The sequence below is a fragment of the Nocardia sp. NPDC050718 genome (assembly GCF_040654235.1).
Classification (GTDB): Bacteria; Actinomycetota; Actinomycetes; order Mycobacteriales; family Mycobacteriaceae; genus Nocardia.
Genome location: NZ_JBFAHQ010000006.1, coordinates 161,716 through 184,471 on the forward strand (window position 1 = coordinate 161,716; position 22,756 = coordinate 184,471).

At 70.1% G+C, this 22,756-nt stretch carries 20 protein-coding genes; 15 read left to right on the top strand and 5 right to left on the bottom strand.

What is annotated here, in order from left to right:
* Position 1: 1 nt before the first annotated feature.
* The 7 genes from AB0H54_RS26365 to AB0H54_RS26395 all read left to right on the top strand — a co-directional run bounded on the left by AB0H54_RS26365 (position 2) and on the right by AB0H54_RS26395 (position 9,423).
* Positions 2–1,024, top strand: a complete 1,023-nt coding sequence (locus AB0H54_RS26365) for an ABC transporter permease (RefSeq protein WP_357348741.1) — start codon at positions 2–4, stop codon at positions 1,022–1,024.
* A gap of 44 nt (positions 1,025–1,068) precedes the next feature.
* Positions 1,069–2,142, top strand: coding sequence for a substrate-binding domain-containing protein (locus AB0H54_RS26370; protein WP_355282397.1), 1,074 nt, complete (start codon positions 1,069–1,071; stop codon positions 2,140–2,142).
* Positions 2,143–2,144: 2 nt separating this feature from the next.
* Positions 2,145–4,298: an SMP-30/gluconolactonase/LRE family protein gene (locus AB0H54_RS26375; RefSeq protein ID WP_357348743.1), complete on the top strand. Its 2,154-nt coding sequence runs from the start codon at positions 2,145–2,147 to the stop codon at positions 4,296–4,298.
* On the top strand, positions 4,295–5,377 hold the full coding sequence (locus AB0H54_RS26380) for a hypothetical protein (RefSeq protein ID WP_357348745.1): 1,083 nt from the start codon (positions 4,295–4,297) through the stop codon (positions 5,375–5,377). The genes AB0H54_RS26375 and AB0H54_RS26380 overlap by 4 nt, the downstream gene beginning before the upstream one ends.
* 5 nt (positions 5,378–5,382) lie before the next feature.
* Positions 5,383–6,897, top strand: a complete 1,515-nt coding sequence (locus AB0H54_RS26385; protein ID WP_357348747.1) for a sugar ABC transporter ATP-binding protein — start codon at positions 5,383–5,385, stop codon at positions 6,895–6,897.
* A 101-nt stretch (positions 6,898–6,998) separates the two neighbouring features.
* On the top strand, positions 6,999–7,901 hold the full coding sequence (locus AB0H54_RS26390; protein ID WP_357348749.1) for an alpha/beta hydrolase: 903 nt from the start codon (positions 6,999–7,001) through the stop codon (positions 7,899–7,901).
* A 163-nt stretch (positions 7,902–8,064) separates the two neighbouring features.
* Entirely contained in the window at positions 8,065–9,423 is a 1,359-nt protein-coding gene (locus AB0H54_RS26395; RefSeq protein ID WP_357348751.1) for an aromatic acid/H+ symport family MFS transporter, read from the top strand.
* Positions 9,424–9,443: 20 nt separating this feature from the next.
* On the opposite strand, the gene AB0H54_RS26400 is transcribed toward AB0H54_RS26395, so the two are convergent.
* The 4 genes from AB0H54_RS26400 to AB0H54_RS26415 all read right to left on the bottom strand — a co-directional run bounded on the left by AB0H54_RS26400 (position 9,444) and on the right by AB0H54_RS26415 (position 14,369).
* Positions 9,444–12,737, bottom strand: coding sequence for a protein kinase (locus tag AB0H54_RS26400; RefSeq protein WP_357348753.1), 3,294 nt, complete (start codon positions 12,735–12,737; stop codon positions 9,444–9,446).
* A 91-nt stretch (positions 12,738–12,828) separates the two neighbouring features.
* Complete coding sequence (locus AB0H54_RS26405; protein WP_357348755.1) at positions 12,829–13,119, bottom strand: WhiB family transcriptional regulator; 291 nt, start codon at positions 13,117–13,119, stop codon at positions 12,829–12,831.
* Positions 13,116–13,325, bottom strand: coding sequence for a hypothetical protein (locus tag AB0H54_RS26410; protein ID WP_357348757.1), 210 nt, complete (start codon positions 13,323–13,325; stop codon positions 13,116–13,118). Before AB0H54_RS26410 ends, AB0H54_RS26405 begins: the two co-directional genes overlap by 4 nt.
* A 207-nt stretch (positions 13,326–13,532) precedes the next feature.
* Entirely contained in the window at positions 13,533–14,369 is an 837-nt protein-coding gene (locus tag AB0H54_RS26415; protein WP_357348759.1) for an acyl-CoA thioesterase domain-containing protein, read from the bottom strand.
* Between the two features lie 247 nt (positions 14,370–14,616).
* Between AB0H54_RS26415 and AB0H54_RS26420 the strand changes: the two genes are divergently transcribed.
* Both AB0H54_RS26420 and AB0H54_RS26425 read left to right on the top strand, forming a co-directional pair.
* Positions 14,617–15,333, top strand: coding sequence for a GntR family transcriptional regulator (locus tag AB0H54_RS26420; RefSeq protein ID WP_357349094.1), 717 nt, complete (start codon positions 14,617–14,619; stop codon positions 15,331–15,333).
* A gap of 106 nt (positions 15,334–15,439) precedes the next feature.
* Positions 15,440–15,811, top strand: a complete 372-nt coding sequence (locus AB0H54_RS26425) for a hypothetical protein (RefSeq protein WP_357348761.1) — start codon at positions 15,440–15,442, stop codon at positions 15,809–15,811.
* Positions 15,812–15,844: 33 nt separating this feature from the next.
* Here the strand turns inward: AB0H54_RS26425 and AB0H54_RS26430 are convergent, their stop codons facing one another.
* Positions 15,845–16,990 carry a beta-propeller fold lactonase family protein gene (locus AB0H54_RS26430; RefSeq protein ID WP_357348762.1) on the bottom strand — a complete coding sequence of 382 codons (1,146 nt, stop codon included), beginning with the start codon at positions 16,988–16,990 and terminating at the stop codon, positions 15,845–15,847.
* Between the two features lie 237 nt (positions 16,991–17,227).
* On the opposite strand from AB0H54_RS26430, the gene AB0H54_RS26435 reads away from it, so the two are divergent.
* From AB0H54_RS26435 to AB0H54_RS26460, 6 genes are all read left to right on the top strand, one after another.
* Positions 17,228–18,355, top strand: a complete 1,128-nt coding sequence (locus tag AB0H54_RS26435; protein WP_357348764.1) for a beta-propeller fold lactonase family protein — start codon at positions 17,228–17,230, stop codon at positions 18,353–18,355.
* 66 nt (positions 18,356–18,421) lie between these two features.
* Positions 18,422–20,788 carry an ATP-binding protein gene (locus tag AB0H54_RS26440; RefSeq protein WP_357348766.1) on the top strand — a complete coding sequence of 789 codons (2,367 nt, stop codon included), beginning with the start codon at positions 18,422–18,424 and terminating at the stop codon, positions 20,786–20,788.
* A gap of 16 nt (positions 20,789–20,804) precedes the next feature.
* Entirely contained in the window at positions 20,805–21,242 is a 438-nt protein-coding gene (locus AB0H54_RS26445) for a roadblock/LC7 domain-containing protein (RefSeq protein ID WP_357348767.1), read from the top strand.
* On the top strand, positions 21,239–21,622 hold the full coding sequence (locus tag AB0H54_RS26450; RefSeq protein WP_357348769.1) for a DUF742 domain-containing protein: 384 nt from the start codon (positions 21,239–21,241) through the stop codon (positions 21,620–21,622). Before AB0H54_RS26445 ends, AB0H54_RS26450 begins: the two co-directional genes overlap by 4 nt.
* A complete protein-coding gene (locus AB0H54_RS26455) occupies positions 21,603–22,211 on the top strand; it encodes an ATP/GTP-binding protein (RefSeq protein ID WP_357348771.1) in 609 nt (202 codons plus the stop codon). The genes AB0H54_RS26450 and AB0H54_RS26455 overlap by 20 nt, the downstream gene beginning before the upstream one ends.
* Positions 22,212–22,310: 99 nt before the next feature.
* Positions 22,311–22,733, top strand: a complete 423-nt coding sequence (locus AB0H54_RS26460) for a nuclear transport factor 2 family protein (protein ID WP_357348773.1) — start codon at positions 22,311–22,313, stop codon at positions 22,731–22,733.
* Positions 22,734–22,756 lie beyond the last annotated feature (23 nt).

Consider the following 22,756-nt stretch of genomic DNA (forward strand, 5'->3'; position numbering starts at 1 on the left):
CATGACGACGACAACCACCGCGGCGCCCAGTACGCCGCGCCCCGGCCTGCGCGATCGCCTCGGCCGCGCGGAGCAGGCCTATTTCGTTCTCGGCATCACCGTGGTGCTGTGCGTGGTCGGCGCCGCCACCACGCCCGGATTCCTCACCGCGGGCAACTTCGCCAGCCTGCTGCGGCTCTCCGCCGCATTCGGGATCCTGGCCGTCGGCGTGGCGATCGTGATCCTGGGCAAGGGCATCGATCTGTCCATCGCCGGTGTCGCGCTCGGCTGCGCGCAGGCCACGCTGGCGATGATGTCGCAGGGCCGACCGGAATGGCAGGCCATCGCGGTGGCCGCGGCGGTCGCGCTGATCGTCGGCCTGGTCAACGGCGTGCTGGTGGCCTACGTCGAGGTGCCGTCGCTGTTCGTCACGCTGGCCACCGGTCTGCTGGTGATCGGCGGCGTCGACGTGCTGCTGCTCGACAGCAACTACTACGCCCTGCCCGGCGGCTCGTGGATCGCCGGACTGAGCAACGGCTCGGTCTTCGGTGTGCCGCGGCCGGTGGTGATCGCCGCCCTGGTCTTCCTGCTGGCCTGGCTGTTCGTCACCTATACCGCCGCGGGCAGGCTGATCCGGGCGATGGGCGACAACTTCGCCACCGCCCGCGCCACCGGCGCCCCGGTTCGTCCGCTGCAGGTGCTGACCTACGTGATCTCCGCGCTGCTCGCGCTGCTGGCCGGCTACCTGACGGTCTCCATCCAGGGCAGCGTGCAGACGACGGTCACCTCCTTCGACCCCCTGCTGTTCACCGCGCTCACCGCCACCGTCATCGGCGGCATCTCCCTGGCCGGTGGCCGCGGCTCGATCCTCGGCGTGCTCGCCGGCGCGCTGTTCATCGGCGTGCTCAACAACCTGCTCGTCCTGCACGGGCTCACCTCCGCCGTCCAGGACCTGATCCGCGGCGGCGTCCTGATCGTGGCGATCGCGCTCGACGCCTGGCTGCATCCGCGCGACGAGGAAACCGCCAAGAGCGGCGAACTGTGATGTCCGCCTTCGTACCACCCCGTTCTCACAAGGAGTCTTCGACGATGAAGAAAAGAATGATCGCCCTCGCTCTCGCCTCGGTCTCGGCCGTCGTCCTCGCGGGCTGTTCCACCGGTGGGCGCACCGCGGCCACCGGACCCGTCGGCGGCGGCGAGCAGGCGTTCGGTGAGAACGTCCAGCTGTTCGACGCGACGCAGCAGGTGCACGAGTCGATGGCTGGCAAGAAGGTCGCCTTCGTGCCCATCCTCTACAAGGGCTACAACCTCACCATGAACTGGGGCGCCTCGATGGAGCGCGCGTTCGGCAACCTCGGCGCCGACTTCCAGGTCTACGACCCCAATTTCGACACCGACAAGATGACCAGGATCATCAGCGACCTGATCGCGCGCAAGGCCGCCGACGTGCTGATCCTGCACAACCCCGACGTGGGTGTGCTGTCCAAGCAGATCGAGGACGCCCAGCGCGCCGGCATCTACACGATCGTGGTCAACATGATCTCGAGCCGCCTCGGTGACGCCTACATCGGCGTGGACAACATCGCCGCCGCCGAGGACATCAGCAAGCGCGCCGTCGCGGACTGCGAGAAGCGCGGTGCCCCCAAGCGTCTGGCGATCATCGACGGCCCCGGTAACGACGCGGCCTCGCTGCTGTGGTCCAAGGGCGTGCACAACGTGCTCGACCCGGCCGGTTTCGAGGTGGTGACCACCGCGCACACCCAGTGGCAGAACTCGCTTGCCCAGCAGGCCGCCGAGTCGATCATCCAGCAGCAGAAGAACAACTTCTGCGGCTTCCTGGTGACCTACGACCTCAACTCGGTCGCCGTCGGTGACGCCGTGCAGAGCGCCGTCTCCCGTGGCGTGATCCCGGCCGACTCGCTGGCCACCTACACGATGGCGACCGACACCCTGTGGTGTGACGCGTTGCGCCAGAACAAGGTGACGGCCTCGGCGTCCTATGACGTGCAGGGCGTCGGTACCGCCGCGGTGGTGACCGCCCAGCAGCTCGTGCAGACCGGCGCGGCCCCCGGCAGCACCCACACCGTGGCCTTCGTCCCGCACACCATCGTGGATCGCGGCAACGTCGACAACACCACGATCGCCTGCTACAAGGGGCAGTGAGCATGGCCCGCGGAATCGACGCCTTCGGGCAGACCGGCGGTACCTGGCGGGACCGGTTCGCGCCGGCCAGGTCGCTGTCGGACCTGTTCGAGAAACGCTGGATGGAAGGGGCTGTGCCGCTGGGCCTGGCCCTGCTGCTGAGCCTGCTGTTCGTCCTGCTCACCCCGGTCGGCCCGGCCGACACCCCGATCATCATGGACGAGGTGTCGGAGAAGGGACTGCTCGCCATCGGCCTCACCGTCGTGCTGGTGGCGGGCGGGATCGACCTGTCGGTGGGCTCGATGGTGGGGCTCACCGCGATCGGGGCGATGGTGGCCTCGCGCGCCTGGGACTGGCCGATGGCGATCGTCGCGCCGGGCACCATCGTCTTCGGCGCCCTGCTCGGCGGCGTGAACGGCTACTTCATCGCGTTCCGGAAGATGCGGCCGTTCATCACCACGCTGGTCACCCTGGTGGCCTTCGGCGGTGCGGCCGCCGCGCTGCAGTCGGCCTACAGCTTCGACCTGAGCATGCCCAAACCCGATATCGTCTGGGACTTCCTCGGCGAGGGCACCATCGCGACCGTGCCGACCGGGTGGGTGTTCTTCCTCGCGGTGCTGGTCGTCGTCCACGTCGGGCTGACCCGGTCGCGGTGGGGCTGGTGGGTCTCCGCGGTGGGCAGCGACCGGCGCTCCGCGCGCCGCAACGGCATTCCCGTCGACCGGGTGACCTTCCTGGTCTACGTGCTCTCGGGCACGCTGGCCGGGCTGGCCGCGCTGCTCACCTCGGCGCGGGTCGGGCGCACCGACCCCGATATCGGGCAGGGCTGGGAGATCATCGCGCTCACCGCGGTCGTGCTCGGCGGCGTGAGCCTCAAGGGCGGGCGCGGCTCGGTCCTGCGGGCCACCGTCGGCATCATCGTCGTGCAGGTGATCCAGCAGGCCACCGTCGCGATGCGGCTCGAAGGTTCCTACTACACCGTGATTCTCGCGACGGCGCTGCTCGTGTTCGCGGTGCTGGACCTGCAGTGGGGCAAGTACCGGCAGCGCACCGCCGACAAGCTGAAGATCGATCCCGGCCGGATCACCCTCGGCCCGCTGGTCGACGTCACCGAGCCGGGCACCGTCTGGACGATCAACGACAAGATGACCGCCGCCCCGCCCATCGGCCTCGGCAAGATCGAGGGCGCCGAGGACTGCGCCGTCGACACCGAGGGCAATGTCTACTGCGGTGACCGCCGCGGCTGGGTGTGGAAGTTCGGCCCCGACAATCCCGACGAGGGCGAGATCTTCGCGCGCACCGGCGGTTTCCCGCTCGGGCACGGCTGGGACCGGGACGGCCGCCTGCTGGTCGCGGTCGGCGGCATGGGCGTCTACCGGCTCTCGCCCGACGGCGAATCCGAGCCGGTGGCCACCAAGGTCGCGCGCAGCCGGTTCTCGCTGCTCGACGACTCCGGTCTGCGCGCCGTCGACGATCTCGATGTCGCGCCCGACGGCTCGATCTACGTCTCCGACTTCTCCACCCGCACCAACGCGGCCGAATACCTGGTCGAGCTGGTGGAATCGCGGGCCAACGGCCGCGTGGTCCGGATCGATCCGGATGGCAGTGCCGAGGTCGTCGTGTCGAACAGCGTGTTCCCCAACGGCATCTGCACCGCGCACGATGGCCAGTCGATCCTCATCACGAGCACCGGCCTGTGCCGGGTCGACCGGCTCTGGATCGCGGGGCCGAAGCAGGGCCAGCTGGAGCCGGTGCTGGAGAACCTGCCCGGCAATCCCGACAACCTCAACCGCTCCTCCGACGGCAACTACTGGCTGCCGTTCGTCTCGATGCGGACGCCGATGTCGGACCTGCTCAATCGCTATCCGGCGGTGCGCAGGCGGATGACCCAGGAGGTGCCGCTGGACAGCTGGGTGGTGCCGCAGCTCAACGTGTCCTGCGTGATGAAGTTCAACGATCGCGGCGAAATCCTGCAGGTGCTGTGGGATTCGTCGCTGGCGAACTACCCGATGGTGACCGCCGTCAAGGAACGCGCCGGACAGCTGTACCTGTGCGGCGTCAGCAACAACCGCATCGGCAGGCTGACCCTGGACCCCGGCGAGGTCGGATCGATCGATCCGGCCGCGGTCCCCGGTCTGCTCGTGCCGGGCCGATCGATGGCGGAGGTCGAGGGATGAATCGCACGCTCAGCACCCTGAAGGAATGGCTGAACCCGGACTGGGCACGGCACCGCACGGTGCCGCCGTTCGAAGCGGGACTGCGGCCGAACCGCAGGCTCGACGAGGGCGCCGCACTGCTGCCCGCCGGCGACTTCGAGCCCGACGATCTGCTGATCCGCGCATCCGGTGACGTCGTGTTCTCCAGCGGTGACACCGTTTTCACGCTGACCGGCGCGGTGGTCATCCCACTGGCCGCCCTCGGCGGGCCGGTCGGCGCCCTGCTCGCGGTCGGCGCGAGCGTGATCGCCGCGGTCGACGGCGTCGGCCTGGTCACCATCGACGCCACGGGCACCGCCCGCGACCTGTGCACCGACCCGCTCGTGGCGTCGTGTGTCACCGACCTGGCTCTGCTGCCCGACGGCACCGTGCTGGTCACGGTCGGGTCGAGCACGGTCGGGGAGTGGGCGGCCGCGCTGGTCGCCGACGACCGGACCGGGCGCGTCGTGCGCGTCACGGGTGCCAGGGCCGAGCTCGTGGCCGACGGCCTTGGCTGGCCCGCGGGCATCGAGAGCGCCTCGGACACCGAGGTACTGCTGTCGCTGAGCTTCGAGCACCGCATCGAGCGCCGCGCGACGGCGGCGCTGGGCACCCGGGGCACGCCGGTGGGTGCGAACCTGCCGGTCTATCCCGGCCGGATCACCGCGACGGCCGACGGGTGGTGGGTCGCGGCGCCCTACGCGCGCAACCGATTCACCGAACTGCTGCTCGACGAGCCGGAGCTGCTCCACGAGATGACCGCGACGATCCGTCCGGACCAGTGGTTCGTCCCCCGGCTGCGCTGCCCGAACCCCTACACCGACACCCTGCAGCTCGGTCAGCTGCGGGTGCTCGGGGTGATCAAACCCTGGGCTCCGGCCCGGTCCTACGGCTTGGCATTCCGGCTCGACCGCCGGGGCCGGATCACCGAGAGCGTGCACTCGCGCGCCGACGGCGACCGGCACGGGATCACCGGCGTCGCGTCACGTGACGGCCGAATCCTGGTGGCGGCGCGCGGTTTCCGCAACGTGCTCGAGCCGCAGACAGCGAACGAAAGGTGAGTACCGTGACGCAGAGCGACACCGCTGTCGCCGCGGAGCCGGTCATCCGGCTCACGGGGGTCAGCAAGCACTACAGCGGAACGTACGCGTTGCGCGATGTCGACTTCGAGGTCGAACCGGGGGAGATCCACGCCCTGCTCGGCGAGAACGGCGCGGGCAAATCCACCCTCGTCAAGGTGATCTCGGGAGCGATCGGGCACGACTCGGGCACCCTGCTCGTCACCGGGCGGATGCGCAACTTCACCGCGCCCAAGGAATCCGCGCAGGCCGGGGTCGCGATGGTGTACCAGGAGGGCTCACTCGTCGAGTCGATGACGGTGGCCCAGAATTTGTTCCTGGGCGACGAGAAGCCCTTCAACAACCTCTCGCAGCTCAATGTCGTGGCGCGAGAACTGCTGGAGTCGCACAACTTCCACATCCGGCCCGAGGTACCCGCGGGTGCGCTCGGCATCGCACAGAAGCAGATGGTCGAGATCGCCCGCGCGGTGCACCGCGACGCCAAGGTGGTGATTCTCGACGAACCGACCGCCTCGGTGACACCGGAGGAACGGTTGCAACTGTTCCTGTCGATGCGCAGGCTCAAGCGCCAGGGCATCGGCGTCGTGTTCATCACCCACATGCTCGACGAGGCGTTCGAGGAAGCCGACCGGATCACCGTCCTGCGCGACGGCGAGGTCCAGGGCACCCTCGACAAACCCGACTTCGACCGCACCGAGGTGGTGCGGATGATGGTCGGGCGCAGCGTGGAATATCAACGGGTGCCACCGAATCGGGAGCCGGACCCGGCGCCGGTGCTCGAGGTCGACGACATCACGCTGCTGCCGGTGGTGCGCAATATGTCGTTCTCCGCGCATCCCGGCGAGATCGTCGGCATCTACGGTCTGGTCGGCGCCGGGCGCAGTGAGACCGCGATGATCGTCGGCGGGGTGGTCAAGCGGCGGCGCCTGCGGGGCGGCAAGGTGCGGCTCGCAGGCCGGGAGGTGCGGTTCCGCACCCCGCGGCACGCCCGCCGGGCCGGCATCGTCTACATCACCGAGGACCGCAAGGCCTCCGGCTTCTTCGGCCACTTCTCGATCGCCGACAACATCTACTTCGGGCACCTGTGCAGCGCGGCCAGGCTGCCGCTGCTGGTGCGCCCGGGGGACCGCAAGTCGGTGGCGCAGCGGTTCGTGGAACGGTTCCATGTCCGCACCCTGCGCCCGGACCGCGCCAAGCTCGAGGAGCTCAGCGGCGGCAACCAGCAGAAGGTGGTGCTGGCCAAGGGCCTGACCCGCCAGCCACTGGTGGCGATCATCGACGAGCCGACACGCGGCGTCGACCTCGGCACCATCACCGAGATCCACGCGATGATCCGGGCACTGGCCGACGACGGCGTCGCCGTGGTGGTGATCTCGTCGTATCTGCCCGAGATCCGGGCGTTGTCGGACCGGATCCTGGTCGCCAAGCAGGGCAGCATCGTCGCCGAGTTCGATCCGGCCGAGGCCGACGACTCGAAGCTGATGTTCGCGGCGGTGCACTGAGAGGGGGAAGGATTCCTCCCAGGAACAGAGTCGTCCTGTTCGGTGGGGTGCGTGCTGCCGAGACTGAAGTCATCGACCAGCTACCGATCGAAGGACGCACAGTGCAGAGCATCGAATTCCGCAACGCCACGGTGACCATGGTGGGCAACCTGTTCCTGCCCGCCGACTTCTCCGCCGACCGGTACTACCCGGCGATCGTGTGCGTTCATCCCGGTGGCGGCGTCAAGGAGCAGACCGCGGGCCTGTACGCCGAGAAGCTCGCGGCCCAGGGCTTCGTGACCCTGGCCTTCGACGCCTCCCACCAGGGTGAGAGCGGCGGCATCCCGCGCCGCCTGGAAGACCCGTTCGCCCGCGTCGAGGACATCCGCGCCGCCGTCGACTACGTCTCCACCCTGGACTTCGTCGACGCGGACCGGGTCGGCGCGTTCGGCGTGTGCGCCGGCGGCGGCTACGCCATCGACGCCACCAAGACCGACCGCCGGATCAAGGCCGTCGGCACGGTGAGCCCGGCGGACATCGGCGCCACCTTCCGCCGGGGCTGGGACGGCTCGCTGACGCTGCAAGCCCAGCTCGCGACCCTCGACGCGGTCGCCGGACAGCGGGCGATCGAGGCTGCGGGCGGCGAGATCGCCGAGGTCACCTATGTCCCGGAGACCCCGGACGAGACCACCCCGGCCGACCTGGTGGAGGCGCACGAGTACTACCGCACCCCGCGCGCCCAGCACCCGAACGCCGAGAATCGGATGCTGTTCACCAGCAGCGTCACCCGGATCTTCGACTACGACGCCTTCGCCGGCGTGGAGTTCCTGACCCAGCCGGTGCTGCTGGTCGCGGGCGGCGCGGCCGGTTCGCTGTGGCAGGCCGAGAACCTGAACAAGCGCCTGCCGGAGAACACCGAGCTGGTGGTGGTCGAGGGCGCGGGGCATGTCGGCCTCTACGACCGCCCGGAGTACGTCGACCAGGCGATGGCCGCGCTGACCCCGTTCTTCACGGCCGCGCTCTGACAGCAGGCGAGGAGGCCCGGGAATCGACCATCGATTCCCGGGCCTTTCGTGTGCCGTCATCCCATCGATGTCAAGAAAAAGTATTACGGATCATATATTATACGATATTGTGACCTGCATCGCTCGGCATAGCCGCCGTCGTGGAGCGTTGAAGGAGAACAAGATGGTCCGTCCCACCCCGCGCAGACGCAGCGGCCTGTTCGTGGTCATGCTCTGCTTTCTCACGATCGTGGCCGATGGCTACGACCTGATCGTCTACGGCGCCACCGTGCCGAGCCTGCTGGAGGAACCCGGCTGGAACATGAGCAAGGGGACGGCGGGCCTGATCGGCAGCTGGACCCTGTTCGGCCTGATGGTCGGCTTCCTGGTGGCCGGTCCGCTGGCCGACCGGATCGGCCGCCGCAAGATCATGATGGCGGGCGTCGCCTGGTTCTCCCTCGGCTGCGCGATCTGCGCGGTCGCGACCTCACCCGAATTCCTCGGCGCCGCACGGTTCTTCACCGGCATCGGGCTCGGCGGCGTGGTGCCGTCGGCGGTCGCGCTCACCATCGAGTTCGCGCCGCGTCAGCGCAAGCAGATCTACAACGGGCTCATGCTCACCGGCTACTCCTTCGGGGGCATCATCGCCTCGCTGGCGGCCATCGCGCTGCTGCCCGACCACGGCTGGCGGGTGCTCTACGGGATCGGCGCGCTCTGCGTGATCGTGCTGCCGGTGATGTACTTCTGGCTGCCGGAATCGGTGAACTACCTGGTGGCCCGTGGACGGGACGAGGAGGCCGCCGACCTGGCCGCCACCTACGGGCTCGACCTGGACGCGGTGCGCGCCGAACAGCGCGGCCAGGTGGCCGTCGCCGACGCGGGCGCCGAGCAGACCGGCGGCTACCGTCAGCTGCTGACCCGCACGTTCCTGCCCTCGCTGCTGCTGTTCGTGATCGTCTGCTTCTGCGGCCAGCTGATCGGGTACGGCCTGAGCACCTGGCTGCCTCAGATCATGCGGCAGGCCGGGTACCCGCTGGGCTCCTCACTGCAGTTCCTGCTCGCGTTGCAGGTGGGCGCGATCATCGGCATGGTCGGCGGCTCGCTGCTGGCCGACCGTTTCGGCTCCAAACGCGTGCTGGTGCCGTTCTTCCTGATCGGCGCGATCTCGCTGCTCGTGCTGAGCCGCAAGGCCGACACCGCCGTGCTGATGGTGGCCGTCGCGGGCGCCGGGCTCGGATCCATCGGGTCCAGCTCGCTGACCTACGGCTACATCGCGGCCCGCTATCCCGCCTCGTGCCGTGGATCCGCGGTCGGCGCGGCCATGGGCCTGGGCCGGGTGGGCTCGATCCTCGGCCCGATGATGGGCGGCTGGATCCTGGGATCGTCGCTGGCCGCGCATTGGAACTTCTACGCCTTCGCGGTCCCGGCCGTGCTGGCCGCCGTCATCGTCATCCTGCTGCCCGCCGCCTCCTCGGCCGCCGCACCGGAGCGGTCTCCCCAGCCGCACACCGGCGCCCGTGACCTGGTGGTCGAAGCGGGCTGACCCAGGGCCCCGCGCGGCCGTCAGGCCGCGTCGGTGGGCAGGCGGGTCAGGCCGAGGCGGTCGCATTGCCGCACCAAGGGTGTGCGGATGCGGTCCGCCTCGGCCGCACGGCCCGCCTGGTCCAGCGCGCCGGCGAGCAGGAGACCGGCGCGCAGCGCGGCCAGCGGTCGGCGCTCGGCATCGATCCCCGCGACGAGCGCTTCGGCACGCTCGACCGCGAGCTGGTGGCGGCCGTCGGCGCGCAGCAGCCGGATCGCCGAATCCTCGTCGAATTCGTCGATGGCGGTGGCGATGCCGTCCTCGCGCCGGATCGTGCGCGGGCGGGTGAGTTCCGCGGCCACCGCGGGGTCGATGGGCACGCCGAGTCGCACCTGTTCGTTGCGGAGGCGGGCGGTCAGGCGGGGCAGGCGCAGGCGTTCGGCGTGGGCCAGGCCCTCGTCGAGCAGAGCGAGCGCCCCGTCCCGATCGCCTCGCAGCGCGCGCACCCGCGCCCCGGTCGCGTAGGTGGCCAGGATGAAATCCACCCCGCCGCCACCTTCGGCGGACAGCTCCCTGCTCTGTTCCAGCAGTTCGGCGGCGGTGTCCGGATCGCCTGTCTCGTAGCGGAATTCACCGAGGACGGCGCCGACGAGGCGGGTCGCGTGCGCGGCCGGTCCCATCGTCGACCGCGCGGTGTCGAACGCGGTGGTGAACAGTTCCTCGGCGCCGGCGACATCGAGTTGCTCCCAGGCGGCGAGCCCGGCGTAGCAGCGTCCGTAGACCGACAGGAACGGACCGCTCGCCTCGTGATACGGCGCCGCCCAGAGCTGCCAGCGGCGGGCCTGGTCGAATTCGAAGCTGTGGATCGCCACATAGGTGGCGATATTGGCCGCAACGCCGGGAATCCGCGGGGAGAAGTCGTCCGGCCTGGCCAGCGCGTCGCCGATCAGACCGTCCACCGCCGAGATCCGGTCGGCGAACATCTCGCCGACGCTGATCGCGACATCGGCCTCGGCGCGCATATCGCTGCGATCCGGCTCGGCGGGCGCGGCCGCGGCCAGCGCGGTCTCGAACCGGGTGATCGAGGAGGTGGTGGCCACGGGGCGCCGCAGCACCAGATCGATCCAGACGCCGAACAACTGGATCCGTGGCCTGGTCCGGCACACGCCGGCGGGCAGCTTGGCCAGGATGCCTTGCAACATCATCATTCTCGATCGTTCCAGCAGATAGCCCGCGCCCTCTTCGACGAAATCGGCCGCCCGCTCCGGGGCGCCTGCGGCCAGCGCGTGCTCGACCGCGTCGTTGAGCAGGTGATGGCGCGCGAACCAGGCCGCCGCCCGCAGCCGCAGCGCGGCGACCTCGTCGGGGCGATTCTGGGCCAGCCTGCGGCACAGGTAGCCGGCGAACAACTGGTGGTAGCGGTACCAGTCGTGGTCCGGGCCGGTCGGCAGCAGGAACAGCCCGCGGTCGGCGAGATCGGCGAGCAGTTCGGCGGCGTCGGCGCGTCCGGTGAGCGCGGTGGCCAGGCCGCCGCAGACGCGTTCGCTGATCGAGGTCGTCATGAGGAAGTCGAGCGTGTCCGGATCCAGGGTGTCGAGCACGTTCTCGGCGAGGAACGCGCCGATGTCGGGATGCTGGGCGAGGCTGTCGAGCAGGCGCTCGGGGTCCTCGCCCGCGCGCAGCGCCAGCACGGTCAGCTGGAGCGCCGCCACCCAGCCGTCGGTGGCGCGAGCCAGCCCGGCGATCTCGTCCGCGGTCAGGTGCACGCCGCCCGCCTCGGCCAGGAAGGCGCGCACCTCGTCGGAGTCGAAACGCAGGGTGGCGGCGTCGATCTCGGCGAGTTCGCCGTGGATGCGCAGCCGGCTCAACGGCAGATCCAGCCGCTCGGTGCTGGTGACGACCAGGGGCAGGTGGTGGCAGCCGTGTTCGAGCAGGAAGCGGACCGCGGCCACCGACGCGGGCGCGGTGACCCGCTGCCAGTCGTCGAGCACCAGCGTCACCCGCTGGTCGCCGGCGTGCAGGCCGTCGACGAGCGCGGTCAGCACGGCGCGGGTCGGGTCGTCGGCATTGGCCTCCAGCAGCCGGTCCAGCTCGTCGGCGAGCTCGGGGACGGTGGGGCGCAGCGCCTCGGCCAGATGGGTGAGGAACCAGGCGACATTGTCGTCGTCCTCGTCGACGGTCAGCCACGCGACCGCGCCACCGTGCTCGATCAGTTCGTCGTGCCACTGCGCGGCCAGCGTGGTCTTACCGAAACCGCTGGGCGCGTGGATGGCGGTGAGCCGGGTGCGTTCGCTCGTGCGCAGGTGCTCGAGCAGCCGTTTCCTGGCGAGGGTCGCGCGCGCGGGAGTGGGCGGGCGGTACTTCGTCGCCGGCGTCGGTGGGGCGGTGGTGCGTTCGTGGGCGCGGGGCGGCAGCGCGACCGGCGCCGCGGGCCGCAGGGTGCTCGGAATCCGGGGGATGTCGACCTCGCCACCGGTACTGCGCTGGGCCGCTTGCAATTCCGCGCCGAGCGCCGCGGCGCTGCCGGGCCGGTCGGCGGGATCGGCGGCCATCGCGTGTTCGATGACGGCCCTGACCTCGTCGGGCACGTCCTGGTCGGTGAGGTCGGGTCCCGGCTGCGCGGACACCCGAAGGAACTGCGACAGCACCTGCTCGCCGACCCGCCGCTCGTAGGCGACATGGCCGGTGAGCGCGCAGAACAGCGTGGCACCGAGACCGTAGACGTCGGCGGCGGCGGTGGCCTGCGCGCCACGCAGCACCTCCGGCGCGGCGAAGGCGGGGGAGCCGGTGACGACGCCGGTGGTCGTGTGGAATCCGCCCTGGATCCGGGCGATGCCGAAATCGGTGAGCTCCGGCTCGTTGTACTCGCTGAGCAGGATGTTGGACGGTTTCACGTCGCGGTGCAGGATGCCTGCCCGATGCGCGGTCTCGAGCGCCCCGGCCATCTTCACGCCGAGGCGCAGTGTCGCGGCCCAGTCGAGCGGGCCGACGGAGTGGATGCGCTGCTCGAGCGAGCCCCGCGCGTGGTAGGGCATCACGAGGTAGGGGTGCCCGCCGCGAGTGGTGCCCGCCTGGAACACCGCCACGATGTGCGGATGGCCGGACAACCTGCCCATCGCCTGCTGTTCGCGGACGAAGCGTTGCAGTCCGTCGGGGTCGAGTTCGGCGGTGAGGACCTTGACCGCGACCACGCGGTCCAGATCGGGCTGCGCGCACCGGTACACCACGCCGAAACCGCCACGCCCGATCTCCTCGGCGTCCTCGAAGCCCTCGGCGGTCAGCTCCGCCGCGATCCCCGAGGCCGAGCTGCGTTGCGTCGGCAAGTTGTCGGCCATCTCGGCTCGATTCGGTCACGGCCCTCCGGCGGTGCGCCAGCGGGCTCGCCTCTACCGAGGATAGCCCCGGAACCGACCGCATTCGACGACGTCAGGCGCGGTTCGGCCGGAAGTGCAGCCAGCGGTATCTGGCGCGCTCACGCGGTGTCATCCCGCCCCAGATGCCGTGCGGTTCGTTCGCCGCGACGGCGTGGTCGCGGCAGTGGGTCAGGACCGGGCAGCTCGCGCAGATCTGCTTGGCGGCCAGCATCTTCCGTGGTTCGTGGCCGGTGTCGTAGAAGTCGTTGACATCGTAGGCCCGGCAGGTGGCGTGCATCTGCCAGGCCCAGGTCTCCGCTCGCGGCGCGGGCAGCTGCAACGCGTACACGCTGATCCGGCTCATCCCCGGTCTCCCGCGGCGACCTGCCGCGCGCGTAGCTGCGCCGACGCGGCCAGCTGGTGTTCCCTGGCGCTGTCCGGCCCGCCGAGCCCGGCCAGATGCTCGTGCAATCGCGCCTTCGCCGTGTACCAGGCGGCCAGCGACTCCGCGCCCGCCCCGCGGGTGGGGCGGGTCAGGCACAACGCGGTCATTTCGATCAGCACGTTCATGGTCGGTTCCTTCGACTCGCGGTATCAGTCGTCGACGTCGGTGCTACGCGGGTGCCGTCGTCCGAGCCCTCGAGGACGGGGTCGCCGGAGTGGTCCACTCCTACGGCAACTGATATTACGCATAATATTTTCTTCAGTGTCGCATGGTCGTGACCTGCGCGTCAATGATTCGGCTCCGGGTGAACGGACCTGTCGCGAGGTGCGGACCTAACTATTCGCGGCCGGTTCGGCGAAGAACGTCGGCAGGTCGACCGCCTGGTGCGCGTTGGCCAGCGCCGACACCGTCGCGGTCCCGAAGACCCCGCCGCGATCGAAGGCGGCGGCGGTGCCGACCGCGATGCCGCCCTGTTCCCTGCGCTCGATGGCGGCGAAGCCCACCGCGTCGCCCACCGGCAGTCGCGCCAGGGCCAGGGTGATGTCGGCGTTGATGAACTCGAGGCCGTTGGCGCCGAGGTTGGCCGCGACATTCACCACGTCGGCGATGCCGGCGGCCAGCTGGAACGGGCTGATCGGTTCGCCGTCGACGACCGGGATCGGCTCGTGCCAGACCTGGGTGCGCGTGTCGTTCTGGGCCTGTGCCGCCTCGCCCCAGCCGGTGCGCTCGCTGAAATACAGCCGGTGCTGGCCGGGCAGCATCGGTGCGCCGGGGGCGGGTGGCTCGGGGTGCGCGCCGCCTGACCAGACCGCGCCTGCTGGACTGTGGCTGGGCGCAAGGAACAGGGCGGTGCCGCGGGCGACCGGCCTTCCGTCCTGGTGCAGGAAGGTATCGATCAGGCACAGCCGTCGGCCTTCCCGCAGGGTGGTCGCCGAGGTCGTGCAGGGGAGTCCCATCCTGGCGGGCCGGAACAGGTCGAGGGTCCAGCGGACCGGCTGCAGATCGGGCCGACCGAGGCGCTCGATGGCGTGTTCGGCTTCGCGGGCCAGTGCCGAGCTGACGGCCAGGCCGCGCAGTTGCCCCTCGCCCCACCCGCTCGCCGCCTCGGCCTGGGGAATCAGGGCCAGGCCCGCCGGACCGGCCTCGGCGCGGAAGAAGGCTGACGTCATGGGAGCTCCTTCAGGAAGTTGGTCGGGATATTAAATATATGATATTGTCTATCGGGTAGCCAACGAGCCTCCCGAGGTCCTGCTGCCCCCTGCCAGGGGGCCTCGGGCCGCGGCGTCGATCACCGGTGCGCTCTTCCGTTCCCGCGCCCACGATCCGGTGATCGACGCCGTTTCCATGGGTCGGCGGTGCGCGATCGCGCGTTCGAGACGCATAATGCATAACGTGCCGAACGACAACGACCGACTCCTGCCGGATTCGACCACGCGGGATCTGCCCCGCCGCGCGAATTCGCAGCGTCAACAGCTCTCCGAAGACGTCGCCAGTTACGTTCGCGAGCTGATCATCTCCGGGCGGGTGCGCTCGGGTGAGTTCCTGCGCGCCGAGCCGATCGCCGAGGCCGTCGGCGTGAGCAACACGCCGGTGCGGGAGGGCCTGTTGCTGCTCAGCGGCGAGGGCTTCGTCGAGCTCGTGCCCCGGCGCGGGTTCATGGTCTCCGCCTTCAGCAGGCAGGACGTGCGCGACCTGTTCTGGGCGCAGGCCACCTTGGCCGGTGAACTCGCCGCGCGCGCGGCCAAGTCCATCTCGCCGCGCCAGCTCGCGCATCTGGCCGACATCGTCGCCGAACACGAGCAGGCGGTCGCCGACGGCGCCGACCTGGACCGCATCGTGGCGCTCGGCCACGAATTCCACCGCACGGTCAATCTCGCCGCCGACTCGCGCCGGCTCGCGTTGCTGCTGCGCTCGATCGTCAAGCAGTTGCCGAACCGCTTCTACGGCAACATCGAGGGCCACGCCAACGAATCGCTCGACTTCCACCCGGCGATCCTCGAGGCCCTGCAGAAGGGGCGCGCGAAGGCCGCGAGCAGCCTGATGCGCGACCACATCATGTCCGGCGCCGACGAGCTCATCGCGATGCTGGAGAAGCAGGGCATGTGGTCGGAGCCGGCGAAGTCGACCGCCTGAGCGGACGTGTCCAGAAATCTGGACAGTCGTCCTGCCGGTACGCGCGCAGCATGGGTGACGCAGCACACCACTGCAGCGAACCGGACAGGAAAGGCACCGTTCAACGATGAGCAGCACCCCCGATCAGGCCACCAAGGATCTCGCCGAGAACTGGATCAAGGCCCTCACCAACATCGATCTCTTCATCGAGATCAGCACCGCCGACTGCCTCGTGTGGCACAGTGCCGACGACAAGTGGGTCACCGTCGCCGAGGCGGTCGCCAACGTGTACGAGCGCTCCGGTGACGGCGCCATCCCGACCTTCGTCTCGGTCGGCATCACCTACACGGAGAAGGGCTTCTTCCACGAGTGCACCACCGAGGTTTCGATCGGTGGTCAGGAGATGAAGCTGCATCTGCTGCAGGCTGTCGAGGTCGTCGACGGCAAGGCCGCGCGGGTCCGCGAGTACATCGGCCCGGAAATGGGTGTGCAGCCCTGATCCCGAACCCGGGGGGTCGGCCCTCTCGGCTGTCTAGGGGGTCAGCGCCACGACCGGGCCGTCGGACATGATCACGCCGGTGTCGACCGCGGGGCGGCCGGACGGGGTGAGGCTGCCGTCGGGGCGGATCGTGTAGGTGTGCACCCGGGTCGTGACCTGTGCGGTGAGCACGTCGATCAGGTAGAGGGTCCGGCCGTCGGGATGCAGCGCAACCTGGCCCGGCAGGGTGCCGCCGGGGCCCGCGTACGGCGAACCGGGCAGCTCGGTGAGCCGGCCGTCGTCGTGCACCGTGAAGCCCGCGATCGACTGACCCATGGCATTGGGCACATAGAGCCGCTCGCCGTCGGCGGTCGGGACCGCGCCGTGCGGGACGCCGTGGGTCGGGTAGGGGGAGCCGGGCGTCGGCGTCAGCTGTCCGTTGTCGCCGACGGCGAAGCCGGACAGGTCGAAGCCGAACTCGTTGCTCACGTACACATAGCGCCCGTCCGGAGTGAAGCCGGGCGCCACAGGGCCGAGCTCCACCGCCGTGGCGCCCAGCGGGATCATGGTGCCGTTCGGCTGGATCGCGTAGTTGGACAGGGTGTTTCCGAGATACGTGACCACCCGCAGGAAGCGCCCGCTCGGGTCGACCCGCGCCATGCCCACGGCGCTGAAGCCGTCCACCGGCACCGACGGCGCGCCGGTCGGGGTGAGCGCGCCCGTGCCGGTCACCGCGTACGACTCGACATGGCCCGGTGCGCCACCGACCACCACGAACAGCAGGGTGCCGTCGGGGCTGAGGGTCGCCGCGGTCGGTGGGCCGCCGACGGTGATGTCGGCGCCGGGGATCGGATGCAGGGCGCCCGCGTCGTCCAGACGGTAGCCGCTGACGCCGAAATCGCCCGCGTGCGGGACGTAGACGGTCCGCCCGTCCGGCGCGACGACGAGCGAGAGGACACCGAAACCGGTCGGGAAGGGGCTGCCCGCCACGCTCGACAGGGTGGCGTCCTCGTCGACCCGCAGGACGCTGATGCCCATCGACGCGGTGCCCGCGGTGAGCAGGAACCGCGGGTGCGCAGCCGCGGCGACGGGCGCGGGCGCCGCCGTCCAGCCGACGACGGTGAGCAACACCGTCAGGAAAACCGATGCGGCGCAACGGAAGGCGCGGGAAACGGGGCAGGAAAGGGGCGGCGAAGCCATCGGAGATCTCCTCGACGAGATTTCGGGGGGTGCGATCGACCGGCAGCCGATCGCGCGACAGCTCGAACGATCACATTTTGTATATGGCGTCGCAATCGCCGTTGTGCGGAATAACAACAGGACCGGGCGATGAGTGCGGGATGTCAAATCCGGCTCCACGTGGAGAAAGCAAACTATATTGTGCTTAGTTCAGGTGGGCGACGCGGCCTGCCGGAACACACGGAGGTTTCGTTCCTGATGCTCGGGATTGTTTTCGAACACCCGCGACGCGTCGCGGTCGGTGTCGCCGCCGCGCTGGCGCTCTCGCTGACCCCGTCCCTGGCTCACGCCGACGCGGCACCGCGGTATCTGCTCGTCACCGGCACCGGTTCCTCGAACATCAGCGTGCTGCGGGTCGACGACAACGGCACGCTCACCCGGATTCCCGGCGCCCCCTTCGCCAGCGACACCGGGTCGCTGACCCTCGAGATCACCCCGGACGGCCGGCGCGCCTACGCCGGTCACGTGGTGTCCGGCTCGATCATCGGCTACGACCTCGGCGCCGACGGTGCCCTGCACGAGATCGCGGGCAGCCGGATCGATTTCGGCGCCCCGGTGATCGGCGTGACGATCACCCCGGACGGTTCCCGGCTGTTCGCGACCATCGGCAGCGTCACCACCGAGGTGCGCTCGTTCGACATCACCGCCGCCGGCGTCCTGGTGCCGACCGGCGCGCCGGCCACCCCGGTGCCCGGGATGAGCGGACTGAGCCTGCCGCAGGTCACCCCGGACGGGCGCAACCTCATCGTGAGCACCTTCGTCGGCGCGACGGTGACCAGCTACGCGATCGGCGCCGACGCCTCGCTGACCCAGGTCGGCGCGACGATGCCCACCGGTGAGCGGCCCGCGCTGCCCGCGGTCACCCCGAACGGCCGCTACCTCTACATCAGCAACGAGGGCAGTGGCACCCTGTCCGGCTATGTGATCGCCCCGGACGGCAGCCTGTCGAACGCGCCCGGCTCGCCGTATGCCACCGGCGCGACACCGCACGGCTCGGCGATCACCGCCGACGGCACCCGGATGTATGTGCCCGCCTCGACCGGCGGCGAGGTCGACGGGTTCCGCATCGGCGGCGACGGCGCGCTCACCCCGCTGCCCGGTTCGCCGTACAAGACCCCCGACGGCGCGCTGCCGGGCCGGCTCGTGCTGAGCCCGGACGAGGACGAACTGTTCGTCATCGACACGCTCACCGTGAATGGCTCGGCCCGGGTGCACACCTACACCGTCGCCGCCGACGGCAGCGTCGCCCCGTCGGGTCTGCTCGCGGCGGATACCGGCGTGACCTTCCACGACGGGCCGTCGGCCCATCTGACCCCCGCACGATGACGCACCGCGGCGGGCCGCCCGGCCCGCCGCGACCGCGTCGCCCGCACCACCCCGAGGAGAACCGCTGTGCCATCGGCCGCTGTCGAGCCGAGCGCCGAGAACCCCCGCGCCGACCGCCCCCGCCGCTCGTGGCGTCACCGTTTCGGCACGAGTGTGCGCACCCGCGTCCTGGCGATCGCGCTGGTGCCCAGCGCCGTGCTGCTCGGCACCGGCGCCGTCGCCGTGACCCTGGTCGGGCTCCAGGCGCAGTCGGTGAAGGAATGGAGCGACTACCGGGGCACGGTCATCGACCCGCTGCTACGGTTCGTGACCGCCATCCAGGCCGAGCGGCTGGCCAGCGTCACCGCGCAGGAGCCCTCGCCCACCGCGGCGGCGGAACTGCGCGCCAGCCGCGACGACACCGATCGCGCGATCCAGGAGACCGCCCGGATCGCCGCCACGGCACAGGGCATCGACCAGGACACCGGCGCCGAATCCATCAAGGCGCTGGGCGATCTCATCGGCCGGATGCAGGTGATCCGGGAGTCGGTGGACAGCAGGCGGGCCACGACCGGCGATGTCGACCAGTACTTCACCGATCTCATCGCCGCCATGCTGTCGGCGGGTCAGGACTCCGCCCGGTACAAGTCGTCGGACACGACGACCATGGACGCCGAGCTGACCTCGATCGACCTGTTGCGCGCGGCCGAAGGCCATTCCCGGGTGGTCGGTCTCGTCGCCGCCGGCGCGGCGCACGGCATGCCCTCGCTGCGCGAACGCCGCACCCTGGCCCAGCACATCGGCGCCTATCGCAAGCAGTTCGATCTCGTCGATTCCCGGCTCTCGCCCGAGGTCAGGGCGAGCGTGCGGGCACTGACCTCCGGCACCGACTGGCGCTTCGGCACCGCCGGCGAGGACGAGATGTCCGAGCGGGGCGACACGACAATGCCCACCGAGGAGTGGCTGGCCGCCGAACGCGCCGTCGACACCAGGATGATCGCGGTGATCCGCGACCAGTTCCGGGTCACCGTCGACGCCACCAGCGCCTCGGCCGACCGCATGCTGAACCGGCTGATCGTGGTCTCGGCCATCATGCTCGTGGTCACCCTGATGGCCGTCTCGATCTCGATGGTGCTGGCCAACCGGCTGGTACGCCGCCTGCGGACGCTGCGCTCGGCCAGCCTCGACCTCGCCAACGAGCGGCTGCCCGCGCTGATCCGCCGCATCCATCACGGTGAGCAGGTCGACGCCGAGGCCGAGACCGCCGTCGTCGACGGCGGCCACGACGAGATCGGCCAGGTGGCCGCGGCGTTCTCGGTCGCCCAGCGCACCGCCATCGAGACCGCGGTGGGGGAGGCGAGTACCCGCAACGGCTTCAACAAGGTCTTCCTCGACATCGCGTTCCGCAGTCAGGCGCTGGTGCGCAGGCAGCTCGACGTGCTCGATGTCGCCGAGGCCCGCCAGGACGACCCCGAGGACCTGGAGCTGCTGTTCCAGCTCGACCACCTGGCCACCCGCGCCCGCCGCAACTCCGAGAACCTGCTGATCCTCGGTGGCCGCGCGCCGGGCAGGCGCTGGCGCAATCCGGTGGCACTCGAGGAGATCGTGCGCAGCGCGGTCTCCGAGACCGAGGGCTACGCGCGGGTGAGCGCGGTCCGGCTGCCCGCGGTGAGCGTGCTCGGCAGCGCCGTCGCCGACCTCATCCACCTGCTGGCCGAGCTGATCGACAACGCCGCCGCGTTCTCGCCGCCGGACGCCCCGGTATCGGTGCACGGCAACGCCGTCGGCCGGGGAGTGGTCGTCGAGATCGACGACCAGGGGCTCGGCATCGTCTTCGAGGAACGCGAACGGCTCAACGCGCTGCTGGCCGAACCGCCGCAGTTCCACGAGATGGCGCTGGCCGGACATCGGCACCTCGGACTGTTCGTGGTGAGCAGGCTGGCCGCCCGGCACGGCGTCACGGTGACCCTGCAGGAGTCGCCCTACGGCGGGGTGAAGGCGATCGTGCTGGTGCCGTGGGGCGTGCTCGAGGCCGGTGACGACAACCCCACCACCGCGGTGGAACCCGTGACCACCCGTGATCTGGGCCCCCGCGCGTCCGAGCCGACCGCGCTGCCTCGTCCGGCCCAGCCGGTGCCCGCCCTGTCCAGCGGCTTCGCCGAGGTGGCTCACCCCGGACCCGCCGACGAGACGACCGGGCGCTGGCCGCGCGCCGCGGCGCGCAACGGGCACCCGAACCAGTCGGCCGACCGCAGACCGGCGCTCCCGCGCCGCGATCGGCTCACCCATCTGTCGCCCCAGCTCAGTGTCGAGTTCGACGAAACCGACACCCGCGCAGCGGCACCCGAGCCGGCGGGGCGCGGCCGGGCGCCCGAGAAGATTCGCGCGGCGATGAGTTCGCTGCAGCACGGCACGCGACAGGGTCGCGGCCGCCCACCCCATACGCACTCGTAGAACGAACGGTCGGAACATGAACGAGGACATGATGGTTCGCCAGCCGCCGGCGGGAACCCTGGACTGGCTGCTCACCACCCTGGTGAAGAACACCTCGGGCGCGGAGTCCGCGGTGGTGCTCTCCGCGGACGGACTGGCGCTGGCCGGGTCCGTCGGGATCGACCGGGAGGACGTCGAACACCTGGCGGCGATGGCGTCGGCGCTGCACAGCCTGGCGCGCGGCGTCGGCACCCGCTTCGGCAAGGGCGCGCTGCACCAGACGGTGATCGAGCTCGAGCTCGGCTACCTGCTGGTGACCGAGGCCGGTCAGGGCGCCTGCCTGGCCCTGCTGGCCGACGCGGAGGCCGATCTGGGCCTGGTCGCCTACGAGATGAACGTGATCGTCGGCCAGGTGCGCGACCATCTCTCGGCGTCACCGCGGAATTCGACGACGCGAGTGTCGCATCTGCCGTGAGTGAGGGACCGGACGACGCGTGGGGCTACGAGGACGACGACCCGGGGCCCCTGGTCCGGCCGTTCGCGCTCACGCGCGGCCGGGCGGGCAAGGAACTACAGGATCTCGACATCCTGACCTTGGTGATCTCGGTCGGCTACGACGCCGACGTCGGCAAGCTCGACCGCGAGTACGCCGAGATCTTCCGGCTGTGCCGCCACCGTCCGCTCTCGATCGTCGAAATCGCCGCGCACCTGGGCTTGTTGCTGGTCACCGTGAAGGTGCTGGTCAGCGATCTGATCTCGGCCGGCTATGTGATCTTCCGTTCCCCACCGCGGGCCGACGCAGGCCCCGACCCCGAACTCCTGCAGGCGGTACTCGATGGCATACGCAATCTCTGACGGCTACGGCTCCCCGGCGATGTCGGCCGAGCTGGCCGTGAAGGTCCTGGTGGCCGGTGGATTCGGCGTCGGCAAGACGACGATGGTCGGCGCGATCAGCGAGATCACCCCGCTGCGCACGGAGGAACAGCTGACCGAGCTGAGCAGCTCGGTCGACGACCTGCGTGGCATCGAGGCCAAGCGCACCACCACGGTCGCCTTGGATTTCGGCCGGATCACGATCAATCCGCGAGTGATCTTATATCTGTTCGGCACGCCGGGGCAGGACCGTTTCTGGTTTCTGTGGCCGGAACTGTCCCGTGGCGCACTGGGCGCGGTGGTTCTGGTCGATACCCGAAGGCTCGCCGACAGTTTCGCCGCAGTCGACTATTTCGAGTCGCGGCGAATTCCGTTCGTGGTCGCGGTGAACTGCTTCGACGGCGCGGATCGCTACGAGCCCAACGAGATTCGGGCCGCGCTCGGGGTGCCGACGCACGTTCCGATTCTGCTGTGCGACGCCCGCGACCGGGCTTCGTGCAAGGAGGTGCTGGTGTGTCTGTTCGAATACATCATGGCGAACACCACGGCTGTTCGTGATCGGTCAAGCTGAATATATAAAGCGCGCAAGAACTCTGGCGAAACTTACTATGCACAATATATTGTTGGCTCGCCCGGGAGTTCCGGGCAGACACTCAGCGAAAGGCGCACCATGAGCGACCTGCTCGACCTCGTCAACACGCACTACGCCGGCCTCGAGGGCGGCGATCTCGACCTGGCCGCGAGCCCGTTCACCGATGATGTCGCGGCCGAGTTCCCGTCCGGTCCGCTCAGCGGCATCGAGGCGCTGCGCGGCCTCATCGGCGCCTTCATCACCGCGTTTCCCGGGATGAAGATCGAACGCCGCAACACCTGGGTCGACGGCGACACCGCGATCGCCGAGATCGTCTTCACCGGCGTCCAGACCGGCCCGCTGGCGACCGCGGAGGGCGAGGTGCCCGCCTCCGGCCGCACCGTCACCTTCCCGCTCATCGACACCTTCACGTTGCGCGACGGCAAGGTCTCCGAGCACCGGGTCTACTGGGACAATGTCAGCTTCCTGACCCAGCTGGGTCTGCTGCCCGGCCAGGACTAGTTCCCGGCCCGTGAACCCCGTCG

Excerpts from the sequence above, each read along its gene's own strand:
- AB0H54_RS26365 (WP_357348741.1), top strand. The coding sequence starts at position 2 with ATGACGACGACAACCACCGCGGCGCCCAGTACGCCGCGCCCCGGCCTG.
- AB0H54_RS26370 (WP_355282397.1), top strand. The coding sequence starts at position 1,069 with ATGAAGAAAAGAATGATCGCCCTCGCTCTCGCCTCGGTCTCGGCCGTC.
- AB0H54_RS26375 (WP_357348743.1), top strand. The coding sequence starts at position 2,145 with ATGGCCCGCGGAATCGACGCCTTCGGGCAGACCGGCGGTACCTGGCGG.
- AB0H54_RS26380 (WP_357348745.1), top strand. The coding sequence starts at position 4,295 with ATGAATCGCACGCTCAGCACCCTGAAGGAATGGCTGAACCCGGACTGG.
- AB0H54_RS26395 (WP_357348751.1), top strand. The coding sequence starts at position 8,065 with ATGGTCCGTCCCACCCCGCGCAGACGCAGCGGCCTGTTCGTGGTCATG.
- AB0H54_RS26400 (WP_357348753.1), bottom strand. The coding sequence starts at position 12,737 with ATGGCCGACAACTTGCCGACGCAACGCAGCTCGGCCTCGGGGATCGCG.
- AB0H54_RS26405 (WP_357348755.1), bottom strand. The coding sequence starts at position 13,119 with ATGAGCCGGATCAGCGTGTACGCGTTGCAGCTGCCCGCGCCGCGAGCG.
- AB0H54_RS26410 (WP_357348757.1), bottom strand. The coding sequence starts at position 13,325 with ATGAACGTGCTGATCGAAATGACCGCGTTGTGCCTGACCCGCCCCACC.
- AB0H54_RS26415 (WP_357348759.1), bottom strand. The coding sequence starts at position 14,369 with ATGACGTCAGCCTTCTTCCGCGCCGAGGCCGGTCCGGCGGGCCTGGCC.
- AB0H54_RS26425 (WP_357348761.1), top strand. The coding sequence starts at position 15,440 with ATGAGCAGCACCCCCGATCAGGCCACCAAGGATCTCGCCGAGAACTGG.
- AB0H54_RS26430 (WP_357348762.1), bottom strand. The coding sequence starts at position 16,990 with ATGGCTTCGCCGCCCCTTTCCTGCCCCGTTTCCCGCGCCTTCCGTTGC.
- AB0H54_RS26435 (WP_357348764.1), top strand. The coding sequence starts at position 17,228 with ATGCTCGGGATTGTTTTCGAACACCCGCGACGCGTCGCGGTCGGTGTC.
- AB0H54_RS26445 (WP_357348767.1), top strand. The coding sequence starts at position 20,805 with ATGAACGAGGACATGATGGTTCGCCAGCCGCCGGCGGGAACCCTGGAC.
- AB0H54_RS26455 (WP_357348771.1), top strand. The coding sequence starts at position 21,603 with ATGGCATACGCAATCTCTGACGGCTACGGCTCCCCGGCGATGTCGGCC.
- AB0H54_RS26460 (WP_357348773.1), top strand. The coding sequence starts at position 22,311 with ATGAGCGACCTGCTCGACCTCGTCAACACGCACTACGCCGGCCTCGAG.